13 protein-coding genes are annotated in these 16,955 nt (G+C 67.2%); 6 read left to right on the forward strand and 7 right to left on the reverse strand.

Translation table 11 applies throughout. From position 1 onward, the window contains the following. Window positions 1–69: 69 nt before the first annotated feature. Genes ABFX55_RS36295 through ABFX55_RS36310 form a run of 4 tightly spaced genes read right to left on the reverse strand, consistent with a single transcriptional unit; the run spans window position 70 to window position 3,896 of the window. Window positions 70–669 (reverse strand): GTP-binding protein, encoded by a 600-nt coding sequence (locus ABFX55_RS36295; RefSeq protein ID WP_346127410.1) that lies wholly within the window; start codon window positions 667–669, stop codon window positions 70–72. Beyond that, window positions 650–1,048, reverse strand: a complete 399-nt coding sequence (locus ABFX55_RS36300; protein ID WP_346127412.1) for a DUF742 domain-containing protein — start codon at window positions 1,046–1,048, stop codon at window positions 650–652. Before ABFX55_RS36300 ends, ABFX55_RS36295 begins: the two co-directional genes overlap by 20 nt. Next, window positions 1,045–1,476, reverse strand: a complete 432-nt coding sequence (locus ABFX55_RS36305) for a roadblock/LC7 domain-containing protein (protein WP_346127414.1) — start codon at window positions 1,474–1,476, stop codon at window positions 1,045–1,047. The genes ABFX55_RS36300 and ABFX55_RS36305 overlap by 4 nt, the downstream gene beginning before the upstream one ends. Before the next feature lie 2 nt (window positions 1,477–1,478). Next, the gene (locus ABFX55_RS36310; RefSeq protein WP_346127416.1) at window positions 1,479–3,896 is read right to left on the reverse strand and encodes a sensor histidine kinase; all 2,418 of its coding nucleotides are present in this window, start codon (window positions 3,894–3,896) and stop codon (window positions 1,479–1,481) included. 642 nt (window positions 3,897–4,538) lie between these two features. Between ABFX55_RS36310 and ABFX55_RS36315 the strand changes: the two genes are divergently transcribed. Continuing rightward, window positions 4,539–5,642 (forward strand): methyltransferase domain-containing protein, encoded by a 1,104-nt coding sequence (locus ABFX55_RS36315; RefSeq protein WP_346127418.1) that lies wholly within the window; start codon window positions 4,539–4,541, stop codon window positions 5,640–5,642. 257 nt (window positions 5,643–5,899) lie between these two features. Here ABFX55_RS36315 and ABFX55_RS36320 read toward each other — a convergent pair whose 3' ends face one another. Next, window positions 5,900–7,117: a cytochrome P450 gene (locus ABFX55_RS36320; protein WP_346127420.1), complete on the reverse strand. Its 1,218-nt coding sequence runs from the start codon at window positions 7,115–7,117 to the stop codon at window positions 5,900–5,902. 675 nt (window positions 7,118–7,792) lie between these two features. Between ABFX55_RS36320 and ABFX55_RS36325 the strand changes: the two genes are divergently transcribed. Continuing rightward, a complete protein-coding gene (locus ABFX55_RS36325) occupies window positions 7,793–8,197 on the forward strand; it encodes a hypothetical protein (RefSeq protein ID WP_346127422.1) in 405 nt (134 codons plus the stop codon). Window positions 8,198–8,260: 63 nt separating this feature from the next. After that, a complete protein-coding gene (locus ABFX55_RS36330; RefSeq protein WP_346127423.1) occupies window positions 8,261–9,388 on the forward strand; it encodes a serine hydrolase domain-containing protein in 1,128 nt (375 codons plus the stop codon). Between the two features lie 308 nt (window positions 9,389–9,696). Here ABFX55_RS36330 and ABFX55_RS36335 read toward each other — a convergent pair whose 3' ends face one another. Both ABFX55_RS36335 and ABFX55_RS36340 read right to left on the reverse strand, forming a co-directional pair. Then, on the reverse strand, window positions 9,697–10,701 hold the full coding sequence (locus ABFX55_RS36335) for a HEAT repeat domain-containing protein (RefSeq protein ID WP_346127425.1): 1,005 nt from the start codon (window positions 10,699–10,701) through the stop codon (window positions 9,697–9,699). 6 nt (window positions 10,702–10,707) lie between these two features. Next, window positions 10,708–11,373 carry a HEAT repeat domain-containing protein gene (locus ABFX55_RS36340; RefSeq protein ID WP_346127427.1) on the reverse strand — a complete coding sequence of 222 codons (666 nt, stop codon included), beginning with the start codon at window positions 11,371–11,373 and terminating at the stop codon, window positions 10,708–10,710. 717 nt (window positions 11,374–12,090) lie between these two features. Between ABFX55_RS36340 and ABFX55_RS36345 the strand changes: the two genes are divergently transcribed. The 3 genes from ABFX55_RS36345 (at window position 12,091) to ABFX55_RS36355 (ending at window position 16,150) form a co-directional block, all read left to right on the forward strand. Further along, window positions 12,091–14,538, forward strand: a complete 2,448-nt coding sequence (locus ABFX55_RS36345; protein ID WP_346127429.1) for a hypothetical protein — start codon at window positions 12,091–12,093, stop codon at window positions 14,536–14,538. 803 nt (window positions 14,539–15,341) lie between these two features. Then, window positions 15,342–15,815 carry a hypothetical protein gene (locus ABFX55_RS36350; RefSeq protein WP_346127431.1) on the forward strand — a complete coding sequence of 158 codons (474 nt, stop codon included), beginning with the start codon at window positions 15,342–15,344 and terminating at the stop codon, window positions 15,813–15,815. After that, window positions 15,815–16,150, forward strand: a complete 336-nt coding sequence (locus tag ABFX55_RS36355; protein ID WP_346127432.1) for a winged helix-turn-helix domain-containing protein — start codon at window positions 15,815–15,817, stop codon at window positions 16,148–16,150. The genes ABFX55_RS36350 and ABFX55_RS36355 overlap by 1 nt, the downstream gene beginning before the upstream one ends. Window positions 16,151–16,955: the final 805 nt, after the last annotated feature.

The following is a 16,955-nucleotide window of genomic DNA, read 5'->3' on the forward strand; positions in this document are numbered from 1 at the left end:
TCCTCAGCCGACCGATATGACGGTTTGGGCAGATCTGGGCGGGTCTGCGACGTGCGTGAGCCGGCCGGGTCAGGCCACGGGGTGCGGGGCGGTGCGGGACCGAGCGGCCATCAGGTGGTCGATGAGCGCGAGCAGCACGTCGCGGCCCGCCGTCCGGTCGCGGGCGTCACAGAGCATCAGCGGCACCTGGGGGTCGAGATCGAGTGCCCTGCGGATCTCCTCCTGTGTCCTGTCCCTGACACCGTGGAAGCAGTTGACGCCGACGACGAAGGGGATACCGCGGCTCTCGAAGAAGTCGATCGACGCGAAGCTCACATCCAGCCGACGGGTGTCGACCAGGACAACCGCGCCCATGGCTCCGTTGACGAGGTCGTTCCACATGAACCAGAAGCGTTCCTGCCCCGGGGTGCCGAACAGGTAGAGCACGAGCTCGCTGCTGATGGTGATGCGCCCGAAGTCCAGTGCCACGGTAGTGGTGGACTTGCCGCTCACCCCTTCCAGATCGTCCACGCCGACGCTGGCATGGGTCAGGTACTCCTCGGTGCGCAGGGGGGCGACCTCGCTCACCGCGCCGACCAGGGTCGTCTTCCCGACGCCGAATCCACCGGCGATAAGGATCTTCACTGCCAGGGGAGCAGCGTCCCCGTGGTCAGAGGTTGCGTAGCCCATCCCTCACCGCCTCAAGGATCGTCATGCTGGGGAAGCCGCCTGCCTGCGCGAAGGCGAGCGGTGGCCGGGACCGCATCTGACCTGCCTCGATCAGATCGCCTATGAGGATCTTGGTCACTGACACAGGGAGGTTCAGCGCGGAGGCGACTTCGGCCACCGCCAGGGGCCGCGCGCACAGAGCAAGGATGGTGCGGTGCTCCGGCTGCATCCTCCTCAGGCCGTGTCCGGTGTCCGACGAGACCTCGGACATCGTCGTCACCAGGGTGATCAGGGTCAGGTCGTCGCGCTCGGGCGTGGTCCGTCCGCCGGTGATCGTGTAGGGACGGACAAGCGACTCGTCGGCGTCATCGTCGTCGAAGCCCTCCGTCCAGTGCTTCATGCGTGTCTCCCCGCGTCATCGGGCTGCGGGGTACGCGCGTCCGTTCCCAGCCGCTGGCCGACCTGCTGGACCAGGGTGTGCATCGCGACGGTCATCAGTTCGGCGTCGACCTCCTGGGACGCGACCACGGCCAGATGAGTGCCGCGGCCCGCAGCCGTGACGAACAACCACAGGTCGGCCATCTCGATGATGACCTGCTGGACCGGTCCGCCACTGAAGAGCTGCCCCACACCGCGAGCCAGGCTCTGCTGGCCGGTGGCGATCGCGGCGAGGCGTTCGGCGTCCGAGCGTTCGATGGTCTGGGACCGGCTGATCACCAGGCCGTCGTCGGACAGCACGACGGCGTGCCGGGTGCCCGCGACCTGATTGACCAGGCCGTCCAGGAGCCAGTCCAGGCCTGCGTCGGTGGCGGTGGTTCGCTGCGTCATCTTCAATCTTCCGTCGTAGGGGAACCGGGCTCGGGGGATCCGTCCGGCCGGGGCTGGAAGGCGTCGTCGCCGGTCCGGCGCCTGCGGGACTGCCTCTGGAACGCGCCGATCGTGGCACTGGATCGGCTGGGCCGGTCCCGTACGGCCCAGATGTCCTGGTCCGCCTGTTCGTCCCTGTCCGCCGGAACTCTGAGCTCGGTGACCAGGTTGGCCTGGCGGACCCGCTGGGGCAGCGGCTGGAGGTCGGGCGACGGGGGTGTGTCGTCCCGATCCGGCGATCCGGCGGCGGGTGCTGTCACGTAGGCCATCGCGCGTCCTCTGGAGCGAGTCGGCAACTGCGCGTCCTCGTACGGCGGGCGAGGACCGGCCGTACCTTCCTGCGGGCGGGGCCGCGGACCACTGGGGCCACCCTGGGGGACCTCCTCGGAGAGCTCGGCCGGCGGCGCGGGTACCGCGCGAGGGCGCTCCACCACCAGCGGTTCAGGGAGCAGCACGATGACACGGGTGCCGCCGAAGGCGGACGGCCGCAGCTCCACCTGGAGGCCCAGCCCCGCGGCGAGCCGGGCGACCACGTAGAGACCGAACCGCACGTCGTCGGCGTGGGTCATCACGTCGAGCTGCGGCGGCGAGAGCATCAGGGCGTTGGCGGCGGCGTACTGCTCGGGCTCCATGCCCAGGCCGCGGTCCTCGATCTCCACGGCGATGCCCCTGCTGACAGGTGCGGCCCGCACCTCGACGGGGGTCAGCGGCTTGGAGAAGGCAGTGGCGTTCTCCATCAGCTCCGCCAGGACGTGGACCAGCGGACCCACCGCGCGCTCGGCCACCCAGGGGTCGCCGTCGACCTCGATCGCGATCCTTCGGTAGTCCTGGACCTCGCCCTGCGCGGCGCGCAGCACGTCGAGCAGGCGTACCGGCTTGCGCCAGCGGCGCTGCGGCTGCCCGCCGCCGAGGATCACCAGGTTCTCCTCGTAGCGGCGCAGTCGAGCGGTGAGGTGGTCCAGGTCGAACAGGCCCTCCAGCACCTCGGGGTCCTCGTGCCTGCGTTCCAGTTCGTCCAGCTTCTTCAGTTGCAGGCCGATGAGGATCTGGGTACGGCGGGCGATGCGCTGAAGCATGCGCTGGAAGCCACGGTGCTGTTCGGCCTGCCGTACGGCGGTGAGCACGGCGCTGCGGCTGGCCAGGTTGAGGGCCTGCCCGAGCTCGCCGAGCTCGTCAGGTGTGGGCTCGATGACGCGCACTTCCGCGTCCACGTCGACGTCCTCGCCGCGCTCCAGCCTGGAGACCACGTCGGGCAGCCGCTCCTGGAGCTCGTGGGCGTTCTGGCGCAGGTGGAGGATGCGCCGGCGAAGAATGGAGGTGAGGCGCCAGCTCGTGAAGATCACCAGGCCCAGGGCGAGCAGGCCGATGGAGGTGATGCTGATGAAGATCACGAAAATCTGGTAGGCGTGGCTGTAACCGATCCTGGCGACGTTCTCGAGCCGGAGGCTGAGGAGTTCCACCAGTTGCTTGGTGACGGTGTCCACCGAGGTGCGCCATGCGGGGCCGACCTCGCGGAGTGCCAGCTGGTCGCTCTCGACGCCGGTCCCGGAGGTGACCAGCCGCCCCTCCAGGGCGGTCATGGTCTCCCACGCCTTGCTGGTCGTCAGCGTGGCGTACTTGCTCTCGTTGCCCGTGAGACTGGGGATCACCCTGGACCGCAGGAGGTGCTTCCTGGTGCCGATGGCGTCGGCGACAAGGCCGTACTCCTCCCTCGTCAGGTGCCCCTTCTCCCAGCCGCGGGCCAGAACGGCGTCCTGGCGGCCGATCATGTCGACGACCCAGAAGAGGTCCACCAGCGTCTGCGCCTTGCTGGTCACCTCGGCGTGATCGGTCTGGCTGAGGGCGCTCAACACGCTGAGATCCGACTCGAGGACGCCGCTGTAGTAGTCGAACGCCTTCTGCTCGCTGGACCAACCGGCGTCCACCGCCTGGCGCTGCTGGTCGAGGAGGCCGAGGCCGCGTTCGGTTGTGGCGATGGCGTCGGTGAGCCCCTCCTGCGCGTAGGCGGGCTTCAGGGCGGCCAGCGGCCGGAAGGCGTTCACGGCCTGATCGGTCACCGCGCGCTGCTTGGCGAGCTTGTCGCGGGTGGTGCTGTGCGGAGCGGCCTGCACCTCCGCGGTGAGCCGTCGCTCCTGATCAAGGCTGAAGAACAGGTTGGCCGCGGGTCCGCCGACGGTGGTGGTGGCCAGGTCCAGCTGGGCCTCCTCCGCCCGCCACTGGGAGGACAGCTGGTACATGCCCGAGGCCAACAGCGGGGCGAAGGTGATGCTCGGCACGAACACGACGATGATCAGCACGGTGCGCAAGGGCAGGCGGCGGGAGCCACCCAGCCGGCGTGACCGGCCGCTGGTCGCCCCTGTTAACCCGTTCTCCTCGCTCACGGCTCCCTTTCGTCGTCGCCCGACCCTGCCCAATCCAGCCACGTGCAGGACACTCTCCTCATTGGTCGGTGCGTCCATGACGAAAAATCGCCAAAGTAGGCGATTGGTGCCTGATAGTAGCGATACGGCAGTCGAGGCGGAAAGCCCTCGTTTCATTGGGCTGCGGGGCGCTTCCGCATGTCACGGTCCATCACACGACCCCTGCGGAGGGCCTCGCCCCGTCAGCGCGCTGGAGGGTGGGACTGCACGGTTCTCGGCTCTCGGCGGTGGCGGTCGGTGGTCTGTGCGAGCAGGGCCCGCTCAGCCGTACACGGCGTGCAGCCGGCAGGTCGTCGCCTCGGCCCGCGATGATCCAGGCGCTCAGGCGAGCGGGTCAGTCTCATCGAGTGACGCGGACAAGTGCGGCTAACGGCGGCGCATGTCCTCGACATCGCCGAAGAGGGCCGTCCGGGCATTTGCCCACGTAGAAGGGTGTCGATCCGCCGCCCACCCCGTTACCGTAGGTTGTAGTGGCCTCACGCGCCGGCCCGCCCGAAGAGGCCCGGCCAGGCTCGGCCCTGGGATACGCGTTCCTTCATACCGCCACGGCACCCGCGGGGAGACCCTGGCGACCGCCCGGTTCTTCATCCGGAAAGAGTCATCATGAACGCCTTGGAGACCGCCACCAAAACCGATGCCGAGCGCACCGACCGGCTCGTCGAGCGCCTGTTCGAGAGCACCTTGGGCGCCCTCGAACTGTTCTCTGTCTACCTGGGCGGCGAACTCGGCCTCTACCGCGCTCTCCAGGAGCACGGCCCGTTGACGGCGGCGCAGTTGAGCGAACAGGCCGGTATAGCGCCCCGCTACGCCACCGAGTGGCTGGAGCAGCAGGCCGTCGCGGGACTGGTGGAGACCGATCCGGACGCCCCAGGCGAGGAGCGCTGCTACCGGCTCGACCCCGCGCACGCCCGGGTGCTGACCGACGCCGACGATCCCGCGCACGCCGCGCCGTTCGCGCACATGCTCGCCGGGATCGGTGGCGTCATCTCCCAGGTCGCGCAGGCCTACCGCACCGGCGCAGGCGTCCCGTACGAGGAGTACGGGAGGGCCTTCCGCCACGGCCAGGGTCACATCAACCGGCCCGCCTTCACCCACGAGCTGGCAGGCACCTGGATCGCCGCCATGCCCGACGTCCATACCCGGCTGGAGGCGGCGCCTCACCCGCGCATCGCCGACGTCGGCTGCGGGCAGGGCTGGTCGGCCATCGCGGTCGCTCGCGCCTTCCCCGACGCGGTGGTGGACGGCCTGGACGCGGACGCCTCCTCGATCGCCGACGCGCGCGCCCACGCCGAGCAGGCCGGTCTCGGTGACCGCGTCCGCCTGCTGCACGCCGACGCGACGTCCCTGCGCGACACGGGACCGTACGACCTCGTGCTCCTCATGGAGGTCTTGCACGATCTGTCCAGGCCGGTGGACACGCTACGGGCGATACGCGACGCCCTGGCCGAGGACGGCGTGGTCCTCGTCGCCGACGAGCGGGTGGCCGAACGCTTCACCGCGCCAGGGGACGAGGTGGAGCGGATGATGTACGGCTGGAGCGTCACGCACTGCCTGCCCACCCAACTCGTCGAGAAGCCCTCGGCGGCCGTCGGCACCGTGCTGCGGGCCGACACTGTCAGCGGGTACGCCTCGGAGGCGGGCTTCGGACGGTGCACCGTGCTGCCCGTCGAGAACGACTTCTTCCGCCTCTACCGGCTCGACCGCTGAGGACGGCGACCTGCTTGGCGCCCATCGTCGCTCCCGATCCACCAGCACGCGACCGCTCAGCATGCGCGGGCGGCGACCTGGAACTTGATCAGGTTCACCACGGCGTGCCGGCAAGCGTGCTGTGATCACGGGCCGTCCCGGCCGAGACCCTCGAAGTACGGCTCCTGGGCCAGGCTGAACCCTCGTGCTCGATCAGGTGCGAAGAGTCCCCATGACGGTGCCGCCGACGCCGTCCGCGGTCAGGTGGTCGTCCGGCCTCAGCCTCCCTTGACCGGGAGCCGGCGCGGGCGATGGATCAGTCCGTCATTGGTCCAGGGCAGCGTCGACAAGTCCTCCTGGACGCGGAGGGAGGGCAGCCGCGTCACCAAGGCGCGGAAGGCTTCCTGCAGTTCCATCCTGGCCAGATTCGCCCCCAGGCAGTAGTGGGGACCGTGGCCGAACGCGAGGTGCGGGTTGGGCGGCGCCGTCCCTGCGAACCTCTGGATGTCGAACCGCAGCGGGTCGTCGAACGCCGACGGATCGTGGTTGGCGCCCGTGGGGTTGGGCAGCACGACGGTGCCCTTCGGAATCACGCCGCCGGACAGCTCGATGTCCTCCGTGACCAGCCTGAGCAGGCCGTTTCCCCCGGGACCTTCGCGGCGCAGGATCTCCTCCACCGCCGGTTCCAGGAGTTCGGGACGGGCCGCCAGCTGCGCGTACTGGTCAGGGTGGCACAGAAGGCGGAATGCGCCTCGGATGATGATCGATGCGGTGGTCTCGTGCCCTGCCATGATCAGCGTGAAGACCATGTGGGTGAGCTCCGGCTCGCTGAGCCTGTCCCCCTCGTCGCGCGCCCCGATGAGCAGGTCGATGAGGTCGTCGCCCGGCGTGACCCGGTGCTCGGCGATCAGCTCGCCTGCGTACGCCATGAACGCGGCGAAACCCTCTCCCCTGGCCTCGGCGCTGGCCTCGGACGTGGACAGGAACATCTCCGTCCAACCGCGGAACTGCTCGAACCGGTCCATCGGGACGCCGAGCATCTCGCAGATCACTCGCGCGGGCAGCGGCAGGGCGAAATCGGCGACCAGGTCGAACTCCTGACCGGCGGCGTCGATCAGCTCGTTGGCGATCGCCGCTGCGCGAGGCCGCCAGCGTTCGATATGTCTCGGTGTGAAGGTGCCCTGCATGATGCGGCGGTATCGCGTGTGCTCCGGCGGGTCCTGGTTGATCAGTGCCGAGGGGTCGTCCTCGAGAGAGGTGCCGCTGACCATCCGGGGAAGGCCGGGCGCCCGCAGGTTGCGGCTGCTGGCCGGCGAGGAGAGAACGGCACGAACGTCCTCATAACGGACGATCATGGGCACCTGGTCTCCACTCGGCATCGTGATGGGCTCCGTCGAAGCCTCGGCGAGCCTGCGGGCCAGGTCGGGGGAGGCAGTGCCGAGCGGCCCTGGCGGAAGGTCAGGCCATGGCCATGTGGTGCTGGACAGTTCCGTCATGAGCGCCTCCTGGCGATGCCGGTCCGACGAGCCCCATGAACGTACGAAACAGCCCGTGTCCGGTCAATGACTCAGCGGCCACATCCCCCTTGAGAGGCGCTGGGGCCCGAAAACTCTGCAGTTACGGGCGGAAGCTAGGAAGTTCGAACACCTGGCGCATCGGTCCGATCTTGAGCCACACAGCCGCGGGCTTCCACAAGTGACCGCTATTGACCACCACTGATGGCCCACTGATTGCTTCGCGGTCACGTTGGCGCCACGTGGAGGGCTGCTTTTATGAGCACGTGCGAGGGCTTTGCTGTACGGCCCTGGGCGCGGTCGGCGCCGGTGTCACTGACCGGAAGTGGCTGGCCTCTTTCGGGGCCACTGCCGCCTCTATCGCCGTCGGCGTCCGTGCCGCCTCCTCGCCCCAGCAGCAGACGCCGGTCAGCGGTACTCACCGAAGCCGATCGCCGGAGCAGACCTGGCGCCAGCCACGGAACCTCACGGACGTCCTCGCCCCGGCGGTGTCGTGTCAGCAGCCACGTCAGGACGGCAACGGCCCTATATCAGCGCGGCCGGCGATGGTGGATCCATGAAAGGTTCAGCGACTGCGACCTGAGCTCCCAGCAGGGCCGCATTCCAGCATCCGTCCTTTCCAGTGATCTCGTAACAGATTTGAAGGAGCACACCATCATGTCCGTCACCCTGACCGACCAGGACAAGACCACCCTCCGCCTCGCCGCGTGGGGCGCTGTCTCGCTGATGTCCGCCGCCGGCATCGCCGAGTCGGCCCACAAGGTCGCCACCCACGGCTCCATCGCCCTGACCTCCGCGACCGGCGTGGTCGGGCACGTGCTCAGCAAGGCGCCCAAGGGCGTGAAGTACGGCAAGACCGTGGCCGAACTCGCCGACCAGGTGCTGCCGGCCCTGACGGAATCCATGAGCCTGCTCAAGCAGCAGGATCCGTCGGAGGCCGACAACTTCCGCGGCACCGTCATCGTCGCCATCGAGGCAGCCGCCCGCACCCACCAGGGCCAGCCCAGCCCCACCCTGGCCGACATGATCCGCAAGATCACCGCCGCGCTCGACGCCGCCTGACGGCCTGCCGCACTTCATCATCCGCCCGTTCAACCGAAGTATCAGATTCGAAGGAGCACCACCATGACCACCACCGACCAGGCTCGCCCGGAGCTGCAGAAGGCTATCCAGGAGTTCGTCGATTCCGGCCTGGCCGCCGGGGTGCAGCTGCGCGTGAACGATGAGCGAGGCGAGTGGGTCGGCAGCGCCGGGGTGCGCCAGCTGGGCGAGAGCGCCAAGCCGTCGACGGACGGGCTGTTCCGGATCGGCAGCACCACCAAGACCTTCACCGCGACCCTGGTGCTGCAGCTAGTGGCCGAGGGCACGATCGGGCTGGACGCCCCGGTCGCCGACCACCTGACCGAGCTCGGGCTGGACCGGCGGATCACGGTCCGGATGCTGCTGCAGCACACCAGCGGAGTGTTCAACTTCACCGGCGAGTACTACCCCGATGGGACGTTCGCGCCGGGCATCCCCGGACTGGGCAAGGAGTGGGTGGTGGACAACCAGTTCCACACCTACCAGCCGGAGGAGCTGGTACGGCTGGCGCTGTCCAAGCCGGCGCGGTTCGAGCCGGGGGCGGGCTGGAGCTACTCCAACACCAACTACGTGCTTGCCAGGCTGCTGGTCGAGCAGGTCACCGGCCGCTCGTACGCCGAAGAGATGCAGGCGCGGATCCTGCGGCCGCTCGGCCTGTCGGGCACGGTGGTGCCGGAAGCCTCACCGGACATCCCCGAGCCGCACGCCCACGGCTACTACCGCTACCAGGACGCCGACCAGTGGAAGACGGTCGACACCACGCGCTTCAACCCCTCCTGGATCTCCGCCGCCGGTGACATGATCTCGACCACCCAGGACCTCCACACGTTCTTCTCCGCGCTGAACGCCGGAAAGCTCCTGCCGGCCCCACTGCTGGCCGAGATGCGTAAGCCCGACCCCACGATCGGCTACGGCCTGGGGGTGTTCGTGGAGGACACCGACTGCGGCGGAACCGTCCTTCATCACAACGGCGGCTTCTGGGGCTGGGCGGCGCTGATGTACAGCACCCCCGACGGCAGGAAGACCCTGACCGCCTCGATCACCACCGGGGAAGCCGAGCTCGACCTTGTCGCCATGTCCGCGGCATTCGAGAAGGTGAAGCAGGAGCTCGTCAAGGCCGTGTTCTGCGACGGGCAGACCGGATCGGCCGACGAGGCCCAGCCGGCTCAGTAGACAGGGCTGAGCACCGTGGACCCGTACGGCCAGGCCGGCTCGCTCACCCTGGCGGACGCCGCCGGTATGGACGGCCAGGTCCGCCCGGACCACACGCTGCGGCTGGTCCACCGGCTCATGACCTTCCGCGAACGGTGGGCCGACCACAACTGGGGTGCGCCCGCCGACAAGGCGAAAGCCGCCGCACTTCTCAGCGATGGTGCTCCCGACTGGTCGACTGTTCGAGCCGGCAACCTGACGGCAGGTCCTCATCTTGGGCTGCACGCACCAGACTCAGGACCGGAAATGGCACACGGCATGACTGTCCGTTACCGTGCGTTGCGCAGCTTGAGAATGTATGTCGCGGTAAGCGCAACGGCACGGTCTTCGTCACGTGCGAGATCTGCGAGGGCTCGTGACGCTGTGGGTCCCGGGATGTCCGCGAGCGCCTGTGTCAGCCGTCGACGTGCAGACGATTCAATGGTGCCGGGGGCGAGGCAGTCGACGAGCGTGGTAGCGATCTGATCCGTCAGCGCGGGATCACTCGCCAGCGCGCTCAGGGCGTCGGCTGCATCGGCGTCGTTCGTCCCCTCGACGATCATGTCGATGAGCGTCGGGATCGCGTCGGCTATCCCACGTGCCCCGAGCGCCAGAGCTGCATACCTGCGGACCACGATGTCGGAATTCGTGAGGGCGTCCTGCAGCAGTGTGGTCGCCTCGCCGTTCGGAATCTCGGCGATGGACTGGACGGCACGTGTGCGCACCTCGGCTACTGGTGAGCCGAGGCCCTCCGCCAGCAGCGCCAATCCGCCATCGCCCGATTGCGCCAGAGCCCATCGAAGGGCTCCGGCGACGTTCGGGTCCGTCTCGCTCAGCGCTGCCTCGACCAGTGCTTCCACTGGCATCGGAGCCTCTTCGACTGAGGACAAGGCCGCGCGCTGGCGCTTCCCAGCGTTCTCCGCCCCCAAGGCCTGGAGGAGTGCGACGATCTGCAGGACGTCCTCCCAGTTGGCGGGTTCCGCGGCACCGATCCGACGAAGTCGCGTGAGCAGCTCCGTCTCAGCCGCAATGCGTTCTCGCGTCTGGCGGATGAGGTCGTCGACGAGCGCTGAGGGCGTGAAGCCGGGATCATCCAGCGCGCGCCCGACTTCACGCAGCGACAGCCCCAATGACCGCAGGATCTCGATATGAAAGATTCGCCGGATGTCCTCGCTGGAGTACTCGCGATAGCCAGCCTCGGTACGACCCGTCGGCTGCACCAGGCCGAGCGAGTCGTAATGCCTGAGCATGCGGGCGCTGACCCCGGACCGTCGTGCCACATCACCGATCAACACTGCCTATCACTCCTCCTGGCTGGTCGTGCCGAGAGCTACGATGCGCTTCGCCTCCTCGATCGCGAACTCGAATCCGGCATCCGGGTTGCGCAACAGCCGTTCCGTGGCGATCGCGTGCTGACGTACGCGAGGGTCGAGATCCGTCATCGCGGCGCGCAGGGCCGGCATGATCACTTCGCCGAGCGCGATCAGCGCCCGGCTGAGGCTCAACTGCGTCTCACGCTCGCCGCGCCCGAGCTGTGTCGCCAACACTCCGGCCAACTCGGGTTCTTCCCCTTCGGGCACGAGTACGACCGCTGCTCGCCAGGCGCTCCGCGCCACCTCGTCGTCGGCATCGGTCAGAAGGGCCCGTGTGATCGCCGGCCACGCCTGCCGATCCCCGATCTTGGACAGCGTGTGCAACGCCTGGCTCCGTGCCTGCGCACGCTCCGAGCGAAGTTCATCGACGAGCTTTGGGACCGTCATTGACGATGAGTACCGGGTGAGTGCCCACGTAAGCATGTCGCGTACGTAAAAATCGGGTTCGATCGCGCATCGTTCGATGAGCTTGTCGATGAACCGCGGGTCTGGGGTCGTGCCGACCGCCAGCGCTGCCTGCAGCCGCACTGACGAGCTGCTCTCCAGCCCCTGGAGAACTCGCATCGTGTTCGTGTCCTCATTCGGCATGGTCATCGGGACCACCTCCTCGGCTGCAGTGAAGACCTTGTCACTGTGTCAAGGTCAAGCGGGACCACGCCGTGAGATGGCCAGGCACCCTCTTCCCATCGAGCCCGGTGCTTGTCACGTCAGACGGTGACGGCCGGGACCGGCCGAGGAACTGCAGCATGGCCGGCTGGCCGACCGACGGGCCGCCGGAGGCGGGCCGCTTCCAAACCGTGGAGAAAGTTCTCATCCGTCAGGCGCTGGCCTCCGGCTGCGGGCTGACAATCGAGCCAACAACACGATCAAGGCGATGTGGGGAGCGCTGCACCTGCGGGCCTCCGTCGCCTATTCCCGGCTGTGAAACCAGACGGTAGCCGCGAGCCACCGCGGCCAGGCGAAGCAGGTCACCGAGGCAATCCCGAGAGATGGGACCGTCTTTCAGACCCAGTTCAACCGGGTCAACACCACCATGAACGCCGTGGAAGTCAGCATGGAGCCGGGGCGGCCTCGTGATGTGATCACGCGGGCAGAACATGTAGAGATCGCCGATTGCCTCGCCTGATAGGCCGGCGCGGGTCAGGGCTACGGGTACCAGTTGGAGCGCCTCACGGACGAACGATCTAGTACCGGGTGATTCCTGCTCGGCTTGTCGCGGTCGTTGGCGAGCGGGATGATCGGGCCCGTCCTCAGCTCGATGTATCTTCGGGGATTCGCCAGTAATCGTCACGGCTCGCTGTGGAGGTGCGGATGACCCAACCGTCGGACCTATCACCCCCGGACGACTGGAGCTCGTCGGAGCAACGGCTTTGGACCGCGTTCCGCGAGGGGGCCCTGCTCGACCTGGAGGGGCCGAGTCCTGTCACCGGCTCACCCGGCAGCGAGTACTGGGGGCCGGAACGGATCATTCGCGCTGAGGTCATCAGCCACCTCCTCATACACGGCCCCGAGCAGTTCCCGGGCAAGCCCGCCAGGCTCATGCTCAAGGGAGCGCGGGTATCCGGCTGGATAGACGTCGGATGCGCCGAACTGAAGTCGTTCAACTTCAGTGAATGCGTCTTCGACCGAGCTCCCTTCCTGAACGACGCGACGGCGCAGTTCATCGGCTTCACCAATTGCTTGCTGCCAGGGCTGGACGCGCAACGGATCAGATGCTCGGGTCCCGCGTGGCTGAGCGGCAACCGCGTCCTGGGCCCCGTCCACATGCAGGACGGCGAGATCGGCGGAGACCTCCTCCTCACGGGCTCGACGATCGACGCGGGGCAAGCCAAGTGGGCCATCGGACTCGACGGCACGCACGTCGCCAGCGACCTCGACATGTGCGCCGTCCACGTCACCGGCATGTTCAGCATGGACACCGTACGGATCGACGGCGACCTACTGCTGAACAACGCCAAACTCGTCCAACCAGGCCAATGGGCGCTCTATGCACCCAAGCTCGCAGTCGGCGCCTCTCTCATCGGGCACACAGGCGTGCAGGTGACGGGCGGCGTGTTCTTGGAGGGCTCCACGTTCGAGGGCAACGTGATGCTGAACCGCCTGGAGGTGTCGCGACCCTTAGAGATCGCGCTCGCCCTCGACCACTCTCGCGTCGCATTGGCCTTCAAGTGCGACGACGCCCGCATCCGCGGCACAGTGCGCTTCCACCAGATGGTGGTCGGCTGCCAGATCAGCCTGGAGCGCGCCAAGGTCGGCGACATCAAGAAGGGTGAGGAGGCCGTCCGCGCCGACCACCTGCAAGTCGAGGGATCCGCGCTGTTCGCCGACCTCGACCTGGCCGGCCCCCTCAACCTGCATGGCGCCAGGATCGACTGCAATCTCTCCATCGCCGGCGCCAAGCTGTCCGCCTCCGGCACGGCGGCGGCGCTGAACGCCGACAGAGCGCGCGTCGGCAACCATCTGATAGCCAGGAACTGTGCCTCTGACGGCGCGGTCATCCTGACCGCCATCCAGATCGACGGCAACACCAACTTCATCGACGCCACCATCGTCAACGGCTCGGCCACCGCCCTTGACCTACGCCGCGCCGTCCTCAGAGGATCCCTGGAAGCCACTGGCTCCTTCACCGCCGTCGGATCAGTCAAACTCACCAACGCCACCGTCGCCGTCGATCTCAGGCTGACGGACGCGACGTTGAAGAACCCGCGCGGCAGAGCACTGGCCGCCTCCGGGCTGCACGTCACCGGTGACCTCATTGCCGACCGCTGTGTCGTGGAAGGGCTGGTCGACCTTGCAGGCAGCGTGCTCGACGGCGACCTACGCCTCGTTGACGCCACCCTGACGGGCCTCAGTGCCGACGAGTCGTCCCGCGGCTCCGCGGTCGACACCAAGGGAGAATGGCGTGGTCTGGCCGTGCGGTGCACAGGATCACGGATAGGCGGCGACATCGACCTGCGCGGCGCCAACCTGAAGCGGGAGCTGGTGATTGACAGCGTGACCGTCGGCCGCACCGTCCACCTTGAAGGCACCCACCTCGCCACCGAGGGCCCGTCCGCGCTGCGGGCTGACGGGTTCACCGCCGATACGCTCGTGCTGAAACCCGCCGTCCAGCCTGTCCACGCCATCTCGCTGGCATCGGCGAACGTCCAGGAACTGACCGACGGGGCCACTTCCTGGCCCGTGGCGGCAGCCATCAACATCTCCGGCTTCCACTACGAACGCCTCCACTCCGAGGTACCCGTGGCCGAGCGGCTGGTGTGGCTCGAACGCGCAACCCCCACCTACGCAGCGGGGCCGTACGAGGAGCTCGCCGCCTGCCTCGACCTGGCCGGCCGGGACGGGGACGCCCGCGCTGTACGTCTGGCTTCGATCCGGCGGGCGCACCAGTCCAAGAACCTGATAATCCGGCTGTGGGGCGGCCTGCAGGACGCGGTGATCGGGTACGGCTACGCGCCGAGTCGGGCACTCGCAATCTTCGGGCTGCTGCTGGTGGGAGCGAGCCTCTGGTTCTCCATCGGGGTGGACGGCTGCCTCCCCGCCAGCCCCGGGCTGTGCCCCGTCAAGGCAGATGAACATCCCAGCTGGGATCCGTGGCTGTACTCCCTTGACCTACTGATACCGCTCGTGGACCTCGGGCACGAGAAAGCGTGGGACCCGCTCGGCGTATCGAAGCTGGTCACGATGGTGCTCGTCATGAGCGGCTGGGTGCTGACCACCACCGTGATCGCCGCCGCCAGCCGAACGCTTCGCCGCGCTTAGCTGTAGCGACTAGGCCTGCAACCACAAAGCCTTGGATTCCAGAAAGGCCCTCTGCCGAGAACAGCGAGCCTTTTTCATCCTCCGTTCGCGCAGCTCATGGGACTTGCCTTGGAGGTCCGTACGTGCCGAAATCAGCTGTGACGCCACAGGTCACAAGCTCGTAAGTGTCGCCGACAGAGCACTGCGCAACATGCGCCGGGTAGCCGACGGTCAGGATGAAAAGGCTCAGTGACCAGAACAGGCACGGCGGTACCCTCGCTGGGATGGTCTCCGGCATTGCGCCGCGCCTCCCCGCATGGGGTACAGCTTGGCGCGCCGAGCCGTAGGCGATCGGGCACGACGCCGGGGATGCTGGATAGCACCGGAGGCCGTCACCACTCTCGATGACGGGAAGCAAGTCGACCTGGGAACCTGCGGATTAGAAGTGGAAGGTTGTCTTCAGGCGCACGATGGCATCGACATGGAACTTCCCTTCCCTTCCCTTCCCGTCCTTTCCGATCCATCAACCCCGATCCGCACATGTTCCGGATCTTGCTCTTGCTCGAGCTGACGACGGAGAACCTCTGTCCGGCCGTCACCTAAACACTCGGTGGGCCAGGGCTTCGTACCTCAGCCCTGGCCCGTCGATCGCTCCCCGCCATGTATGAGCGTTAGCCATAGCAAGGCGATCGTCGGGTGGTACCGGCTCAGGACCCGATCTTGGGAGGTGAACACGACTGGGTCCACAGCGGGTTTACCACTTTCCTATGAGGAAACTAGGTGATACTTTCCTCATAGGAAAGTAGTCGACATCAGGATGGCCCATGAACCCTCAGGACGCTCAGTCCTCCCTCGACAACATCCGCCGCCTCCAGGACAAGACCCGTGAGGAGATCGTCCGCCGGATGTTCCCGCTGCCCTATGTGGCCATCTCGGCGCTCGGGATCCTCGCCGGGTTCGCATCGATCGATCTCCCGCGCCCTTGGTCCATCATCGGTAATCTGCTCGGGTTCGGCCTGTACGCGGGCATCGGAATCGTGTACTCACACTGGGCCTCCGTCCGCAGAAAGCCCACCGGCCAGGAGATGGGGATCTATCTGGCGCTGTCGGCCGTTCTCCTGCTGGTCTTCGGCATCTCCCGGATCGCTGCCTTCTTCTTGTTCGGCGTGCCGCCGCACGGACTGTTGTCCCAGGCCGCCATCGCCGGCACCGTGACCGCCGTGACATATGTTGCGATCACACCCCTGGCCCGCCGGGCTATGAAGACGATCATGCAGCAGGACGACAAGGGCCGCTGATGGATCCACTTTTCGATGAATTCCTGCACGTTCCCGCACGCTTGTCGATCGTCGCGCTGTTGGCACCGGCCGACTGGGTCGACTTCGGCTTCCTCAGAGACACGATCGGAACCAGCGACTCGGCACTGTCCAAGCAGGTCTCCGCGCTGGCCTCCGCCGGGTACGTCGCGGTGCGCAAGGGACAGGACAAGCGGGCACGGCGCACCTACGTGCAGCTCACCCCTACAGGGAGGCATGCTTTCCAGCGGCACGCGGCGGCGCTGGAGCGAATCGTCGCGGTCGCTAGGATGCCGACAGAACAGCCCACGCAAGACCAGGGGATGCAGTCTTCATAGCGGGAGGCATCTCGCCACTGGAGACGGCCAAGTCGCTGCAAGCCGAACTTGAGCGGCAAGAGATCTTCGTCGACGTCCACGCTGGGTACGGTCTGGCGCTGGTGTCGGTCTGGGTGGGACTGGTCGTCTGGTGCGAGGGCAATCGGTTCCGGTGGCGGACCGGATGGGACGATCGGCGTAAGCGCTTCACCTACGCCTGACATCCGGCTGATGACCCATCAGCACTCGACCGATGAGCGGCAGCGGGAGGCGGCTCGGAAACTCGACGATCTCACCCGTGGGGCACTCAATCAAAAGGGATCGGGAACGCAACGGGCACGGGAGCAAGAAGGCCAAATGAAGATCAAAGCCCAGGTCACAGCAACATACCTGACCTGGGCTTTTGTGTCCGAGAGGAGAGTGGAGCCTAGGAGATTCGAACTCCTGACATCCTGCTTGCAAAGACGCATTCCAATCTTGGTCGACCAGCAAACAAGCAGCTCACAGCACTGATCGCGTTCCCCGTGACTCTCCGCTGTTCCCCCTCGTTTCCCGCTCCATCGGGCACGCGACGGGCACGGCCAGAGAGTACCCGCGCGACCGAGCAGGCTCCTACCTCAGCTCTCGACAGGCCAGCGGCATGAGTACACCCTTGGGATCACCCGCCGGAGGCATCAGCATGATCCAGTTGAGGCAGAATGGAGTTGTTCGTCGGTTGAGGTCAGGGTGGGGAGGTATCTGTTCGACTCAGATTAGGACACTCGCTCTGATCGCCCTCGTACTCATCGCTGCAAGGCTCGCATGTCTGGTGTTGCTAGAGAAGCGG

The sequence above is a fragment of the Nonomuraea roseola genome, assembly GCF_039535395.1.
Taxonomy (GTDB): domain Bacteria; phylum Actinomycetota; class Actinomycetes; order Streptosporangiales; family Streptosporangiaceae; genus Nonomuraea; species Nonomuraea roseola.

Excerpts from the sequence above, each read along its gene's own strand:
- ABFX55_RS36345 (WP_346127429.1), top strand. The coding sequence starts at position 12,091 with ATGACCCAACCGTCGGACCTATCACCCCCGGACGACTGGAGCTCGTCG.
- ABFX55_RS36325 (WP_346127422.1), top strand. The coding sequence starts at position 7,793 with ATGTCCGTCACCCTGACCGACCAGGACAAGACCACCCTCCGCCTCGCC.
- ABFX55_RS36350 (WP_346127431.1), top strand. The coding sequence starts at position 15,342 with ATGAACCCTCAGGACGCTCAGTCCTCCCTCGACAACATCCGCCGCCTC.
- ABFX55_RS36300 (WP_346127412.1), bottom strand. The coding sequence starts at position 1,048 with ATGAAGCACTGGACGGAGGGCTTCGACGACGATGACGCCGACGAGTCG.
- ABFX55_RS36320 (WP_346127420.1), bottom strand. The coding sequence starts at position 7,117 with ATGACGGAACTGTCCAGCACCACATGGCCATGGCCTGACCTTCCGCCA.
- ABFX55_RS36355 (WP_346127432.1), top strand. The coding sequence starts at position 15,815 with ATGGATCCACTTTTCGATGAATTCCTGCACGTTCCCGCACGCTTGTCG.
- ABFX55_RS36295 (WP_346127410.1), bottom strand. The coding sequence starts at position 669 with ATGGGCTACGCAACCTCTGACCACGGGGACGCTGCTCCCCTGGCAGTG.
- ABFX55_RS36330 (WP_346127423.1), top strand. The coding sequence starts at position 8,261 with ATGACCACCACCGACCAGGCTCGCCCGGAGCTGCAGAAGGCTATCCAG.
- ABFX55_RS36305 (WP_346127414.1), bottom strand. The coding sequence starts at position 1,476 with ATGACGCAGCGAACCACCGCCACCGACGCAGGCCTGGACTGGCTCCTG.
- ABFX55_RS36315 (WP_346127418.1), top strand. The coding sequence starts at position 4,539 with ATGAACGCCTTGGAGACCGCCACCAAAACCGATGCCGAGCGCACCGAC.
- ABFX55_RS36340 (WP_346127427.1), bottom strand. The coding sequence starts at position 11,373 with ATGACCATGCCGAATGAGGACACGAACACGATGCGAGTTCTCCAGGGG.